Below are 5,559 nucleotides of genomic sequence, written 5' to 3' on the forward strand. Positions count from 1 at the left end.
GGGCTCTTCACAGATGAGGGTGTAGTTGGGGTCTGAAGCCGCCGCTCTCGAGTAGCGATCTGGCGCTAGCGCCGTCATTCAGCGCTTGGCTACCGCACCCCGATCGAGTACGAACTACGCTCCGAGAACAACCCCATCCCAGCCTGAGACTCCTCACCGCAAGTGGAAACCAAGCAGTAGGGCAGGCCACAACGTCACCTATCCGTGCAGCAGTCCCGCCAGGGAAGCCCGCAGCGGACGATCGCCGCGACGTACGGCGTGCCCCGTGCGACCGTGGGGCGCATCGTCAGGGGCGAGGTTCCTTCCTTGGCTGCCCGCTTCGACGATGACCCGACCGACGACGAGCCGCCCCTGACCGCGGGCGCGGCATGAAGGGGAAGAACATGAGCGCAGTGGGCGCTTCAGGTCCTGCGCGTCCTCGTCCTGACCACCCTGACCTGAGAGTGGTTACCCCTGGTCGAGCACCTCGAGCAGCAGTTGCCCAGCGTCTTCACCCTCGAGACCGCCATCCTCGGCCCTGGGGTGACCCAGTCACCCGGCTTAGTACCGGCAGCGCGCAGGGTGCTGGCAGCCTTGGCCGCGAGCCCGTGCAGCTGCGCGTACGTCAGCTCCGCGTCGTCGAGCTTGATGGCCACCTTGTCGGGGTGGGCCTGGGCGATGGTGACGAGGTTGGTCGTCAAATTTGTTCATTCATGACTTCTGAGTAGCCGACGGTGTTGGGGCCCAACTTGTCCTGCGGTCCTACCGGATGGAAGAGAAGGTGCCCCTCGGCGAGCTGTCAGCCGGACGAAGGGGGCCGGCCGGCTGTCCAGTCGTCGGCTTCACGCAGGATCCGCCGCGCGGCGATCACGACAGCCAAGAGGCTCCCAGCGACGATTACGGCCGTGAGGCTGGTGGCTAAGGGGTTCAAGGCTCCAGGACGGTTGATCCGTCCGAGGAAGGCCATTGCTTCCAGCGTATGGGCGCCGATCGACACGAGACCACCGATGAGGAAAGGGATCCCCGTTGTCAGAGCCACCACGGCCGCGATGCGGCCACGTCGCGGGCCGAACAAGGCGATGACGGGAGCCAGACGTCGGCTGTGGTCGTTCATGGCTCCTGACGAGGCGATGAGCAGGGCCAGCACCCCGAGGACCAATCCGGCGACTGACCACAGGACGACCCAGCGAGACTGGTGCTCACTCGCCTCACTCGCGACGAGCCAGCCTCCCGCGACGGCGCCGACGGGCGTGACTCGGCCGGTTGCCGAGTAGGTGGCTTCCTTGAGGGCCGGGAGGTCGACGGGAGCCCCATCACGGGAGACAACGATGTACCGCGCTGCTCGGGCCTCGGGAGACCGGAGCCTGACGACCGTAGCCTGCTCACCGAAACCGAGTGCGGTCAATGTCGCCTTGCCCCGAGCAGAGCGTGGTGGTGATGCATCACAAGGAATGTCCAAGGCCGCGAGATCGGCGCAGGTACCGGTCAGCCCTTGCGTAGTCACGAGCACTGCCCCGGACCGCGCGGGGAGGTTCGAAAGCCAGCGGCGCGCTGCGGCTTGCTGCGGCAGCTCCACGAGGGCACTGGTCCTCCCGATGGTCGAGTCAAGGCGCTTGGCGTCCACTGAAGCGGACTGGGTCCGCAATGCGACCTGAGTCGCCTGGAAGGCAATACCAGTCAAGGCGGCCAGTGCGAAAGTCAGGACTGCAGTGTGCCGGGTAGCTGCTCTCAGGGCCGTCCCCGAGAGCAGCAGGGTGGCAGACGCCCGCCGATGGCCCAGACGACGCAAGCCACCCCCAAGCATGGCAGTCGCCACAGCGGCGCTCACTGCGATCGCAGGCAGACTGGCGGCAGCCAACCCCCAGGTCAGCAGCGAGTAGACGAGGGCATTTCCCCCCGACAGACGATCTGGAACCCATGCAGCAGCGGCCACCGCCAGGGGGCCCACGAGGACGAGGGTCGGGTCCAAGTCGGCGGCGCGGCGCGAGACCGCGGACCGCTGTGGTCGTGCACGAGCAGGGGTGGCGAAGAGGGCCAGACACCCCATGAGAGCCAGAGTCGCACCTGCACCGGCCACCGGGAGTGAGAGAGCACTTCCCGAAATAGTGAACTCCACGAATGGGAGGGTGGGCGATCTCCGGAGCCACGACCACACCGGCAGAGTGGTCAGCGATGACCCAAGCAGCGCTCCGGGAAGAGCGCGTCCCAAGCGCAGAGCCAGGCGCGTCTTGGGTGGCGCCCCGAGGACCTGGAGGACCCGGTCCCGATGGTGCCGGCGGTCGGCGCCACGCCTGCTGCAGGCCCACGCCAAACTGGCCGCTGGTACCGACACCAGACCCAAGACGCCGGCGAGAACAGCGGGGAGCGCCATGATCGTCGTGGACTCCCCGAAGACGGCAGAACTCACAGCAACCTGCCAAGGTGAGACACCTGCGGCCCCGAAACGAGACACGACGAACCGAGTCGGGGGAGCTCCTCGCCCCACGACGTATGCGAGGTTCTCATCCGGTGATCCCAGACCGGGTTCGGAGATTGTCCCGGCAAGACGCCCATAGCGAGTCTTCAGTCCTTCGGATGCCGGCTCATTGAGCAGGCTCGGCGAGAGCGCGACATCACCGGGGCGAAGATCGTCGGGAAGGCCGGGCGGCATCGGGGCGTCGGGTCCGCCCGGGTAGAAGGTCACGACGCTGAACTGCCCCTGACCCGGAAGGTCGTCGTAGGCCAAGAAGACCCCGGTGGTTCTCGGCGTCACCTTCCCCTCTTCGACCACGATCATCCGGGCGGCGTCCGTATCGGCCCTCACCCCGTACACGCCGTAGGCCGTCAGAGCCGACAGGATGCCCAAGGATAGGCTTGCTGCCGCGACGAAGGTCCAGATGAGGTCGTGGCGCCAGCCGGTTGCCCGCCACCAGAGGCCCCTCATGCCCACGATGCTCTTTCGACGATGCCGCTGGGGGTCAGCTGCAGGACACGGTCTGCTCGCTCGGCGACATCGCGGGAATGGGTCACGACGAGGAGAGCGCAGTCGCGATCCGAGGGGAGGCTGAACAAGAGGTCTGCCAGAACCGCGGCATTGTCGGTATCGAGCGACCCAGTCGGCTCGTCGGCCAAGATGACTGGAGGATCTGCGATCAGGGCCCGCGCCACGGCGATGCGCTGCCTCTCACCCCCCGAAACAACATCTGAGGTCGAGGCAGCGGTCTGCACGCCCAATCGGTCGAGCAGCGCCGCCGCGCGAGACATCGCATCGACCCCCTCGTGACCCGACCAGAGCAGTGGTAGGGCAATGTTCTCCTGCGGGGTGAGTTCGTCGATGAGCTCACCAAACTGAAAGACCATGCCGATCCGAGTGGCGCGATGCCGAGCGCGTTCGGCCGCCGACATGTCCGACCAGGCTCGGCCGCTGACGCTGACTGTCCCTCGTGCCGGGACGATGAGCCCCAGCACGAGGGACAGCAAGGTGGTCTTTCCGACGCCACTTGGACCCATGAGCGCCACGGACTCTCCAGCGGAGACCGAAAAGGTCGCGTCCTGAAAGACAGGTGGAGATTTGGAGTACGCGTAGGTGAGTCCAGCAACATCGAGTGCGTGGGTCGCTTCGGACATGCGCTTCCTGTCGATGGCGATCAGCCGGTGTAATCCCACGGGCCGCAGGGATCTGGCTGGGACGCGACCACCATGCACGCTCGGATCTGGATCACGGTGGACAGGGACTGTGACTGCAGCACGGTGTTGCAGCCTCCGTTGTTCGTCGTCTCGTACATCGTGGTCGATCCCCCACGGTAGTAGTTGGCCTGAGCTGCTTGACCATCGCATCGTTTGTCGTAGGTCTTGACCGTAGTGCCTGAAGCCGTCACCTGGACGGCGTTGCTGTACCAAGCCTCGAAGTATGCATGCGCTGGAGCAGCCAGGCTGACGAAAGCAGCCGTCGTGACAGCAAGTACTCGTAGTGATCTCATCATTCTCCCCTTGATGACAGGCGCTCGGTGCGCCCGATTGTGATCAATGTCTCACTGGCAACACCCCCCGCGCAAGGGGTAGCGTAACGGCCCTTCACACTCGAGGGCGCCACCGCCGTCGTCACCGGCTCGCTCGAGCGCTAATCCCGCGACAGCGCCAAGGGGAGGCGATCCTCGAGCGTGGCGGCAGGGCGTCGGGTCGGTGAGCACAAAGACCGATTGGGTCGTCGTCCGGGAACAACGCCGGGACCAAGGAGGCCAAGGTGGTTCACTTCACAATCGAGGGTGTAGTTGGGGTCTGAAGCCGCCGCTCTCCAGAAGCGATCTGGCGATGTAGTTGGTCAGGTTGCGGAAGCCCAGGGCGCTGCCGCGCAGGTGCTCCAGGCGTCCGTTGATCGCTTCTGTGGGGCCATTGCTAGTGCCGGGGCGGTCGAAGTAGGCCAGCACGTCGCCGGCTCGTGTCTTCAGGGTCCGACCGAGCTTGCGGACCTCGCTCAGGCCGGGCGGGACGTCGTGGCTAACGGCGTCGATGAGGTCCTCCAGCGCCGTGCGCCCGAGGCCGCGGTCTGGTTCGCGGTAGGCGGCGATCATCCGCTGGTAGATCCCCCAGGTCGCTTCGACGGGGACGTGCTCCTCGATGGCGAACAACTCCGCCAGGCGGTTCTGTTGCTTGTCGTTGAGCAGGTCAGCGCCGGTGTGCAGCGTGCGTCGAGCCCGGTAGAGCGGGTCGTCTTTGCGGCCGCGGTGCCCGTGCTGTTCCTGTTGGACCCGCCGGCGGCATTGGTCGAGGGCATCACCGGCCAGGCGGACTACGTGGAAAGGATCCATGACGACGATGGCCTCGGGCAGCTCTTCGGTAGTGGCGCTCTTGAAGCCGGTGAACCCATCCATCGCGACGACCTCCACGCCCTGACGCCATGCCTCGGGGCGAGCGGCGAGCCATTCCTTGAAGACCTGCTTGGAGCGGCCCTCGACCATGTCCAGCAGCCGCGCCGGCCCGCTACCGTCGCGGATCGGGGTCAGGTCGATGATCACGGTCACGTATTGGTCGCCTTTGCGGGTGTGGCGCCACACGTGTTCGTCGACGCCAAGGACGGTGACGTCGTCGAACCGGTGCTCGTCCTCGATCAGGACCCGCTTGCCCTCGGCCAAAACCGCGTCGTTGGCGGTGTTCCACGCCACCCCGAGCCCCTGCGCGATCCGGGAGACCGTGAGGTGGGCGACCACCAGGCCCTCCAGGGCCCAGGTCAGCCCACGGCGGGAGAGCTTCGCGCGCGGCTCGGCCGCGAGCGTAGTGTCCTGACGCCATACGTGGCCGCAGCCGGTGCATCGGTAGCGGCGAACGGTGACTTCCAGTGTCGTGGGTCGCCACCCGAAAGGTTCGTGGGCCAGTCGCCGGGTGACGGTGTCGCGCGGGACGCCTTCGCAGCCGCAGCGCCGGCACCACCGGTCAAGCTCGACGACGCGACAGGCGAGGACCGCGCGGCCTGGTTCGAGTCGTTGGCCGACAGCCTCGAGGCCGAGCTCGTCGAGTCGGCAGAACATGGTCAGGTCAGGGGTAGTGAAGGTAGCGTCAGGCACGTCGAGGTCTTCCAGATGGTGAGCGTCAGAACTTCCATCC

Annotated in this window: 3 protein-coding genes; all 3 read right to left on the reverse strand. The window is 66.3% G+C overall.

Features of this window, described 5'->3' with window-relative positions; all coding sequences use genetic code 11:
• Positions 1 to 778: 778 nt before the first annotated feature.
• Positions 779 to 1,555, reverse strand: coding sequence for a hypothetical protein (locus JAN01S_RS16990; protein ID WP_157075809.1), 777 nt, complete (start codon positions 1,553 to 1,555; stop codon positions 779 to 781).
• Between the two features lie 1,343 nt (positions 1,556 to 2,898).
• Positions 2,899 to 3,585, reverse strand: coding sequence for an ABC transporter ATP-binding protein (locus JAN01S_RS16010; RefSeq protein ID WP_068319762.1), 687 nt, complete (start codon positions 3,583 to 3,585; stop codon positions 2,899 to 2,901).
• Between the two features lie 626 nt (positions 3,586 to 4,211).
• The gene (locus tag JAN01S_RS16015) at positions 4,212 to 5,519 is read right to left on the reverse strand and encodes an ISL3 family transposase (RefSeq protein WP_068319765.1); all 1,308 of its coding nucleotides are present in this window, start codon (positions 5,517 to 5,519) and stop codon (positions 4,212 to 4,214) included.
• Between the last annotated feature and the right edge of the window lie 40 nt (positions 5,520 to 5,559).

It is taken from the genome of Janibacter anophelis NBRC 107843 (assembly GCF_001570945.1).
Taxonomy (GTDB): domain Bacteria; phylum Actinomycetota; class Actinomycetes; order Actinomycetales; family Dermatophilaceae; genus Janibacter; species Janibacter anophelis.

Excerpts from the sequence above, each read along its gene's own strand:
- JAN01S_RS16010 (WP_068319762.1), bottom strand. The coding sequence starts at position 3,585 with ATGTCCGAAGCGACCCACGCACTCGATGTTGCTGGACTCACCTACGCG.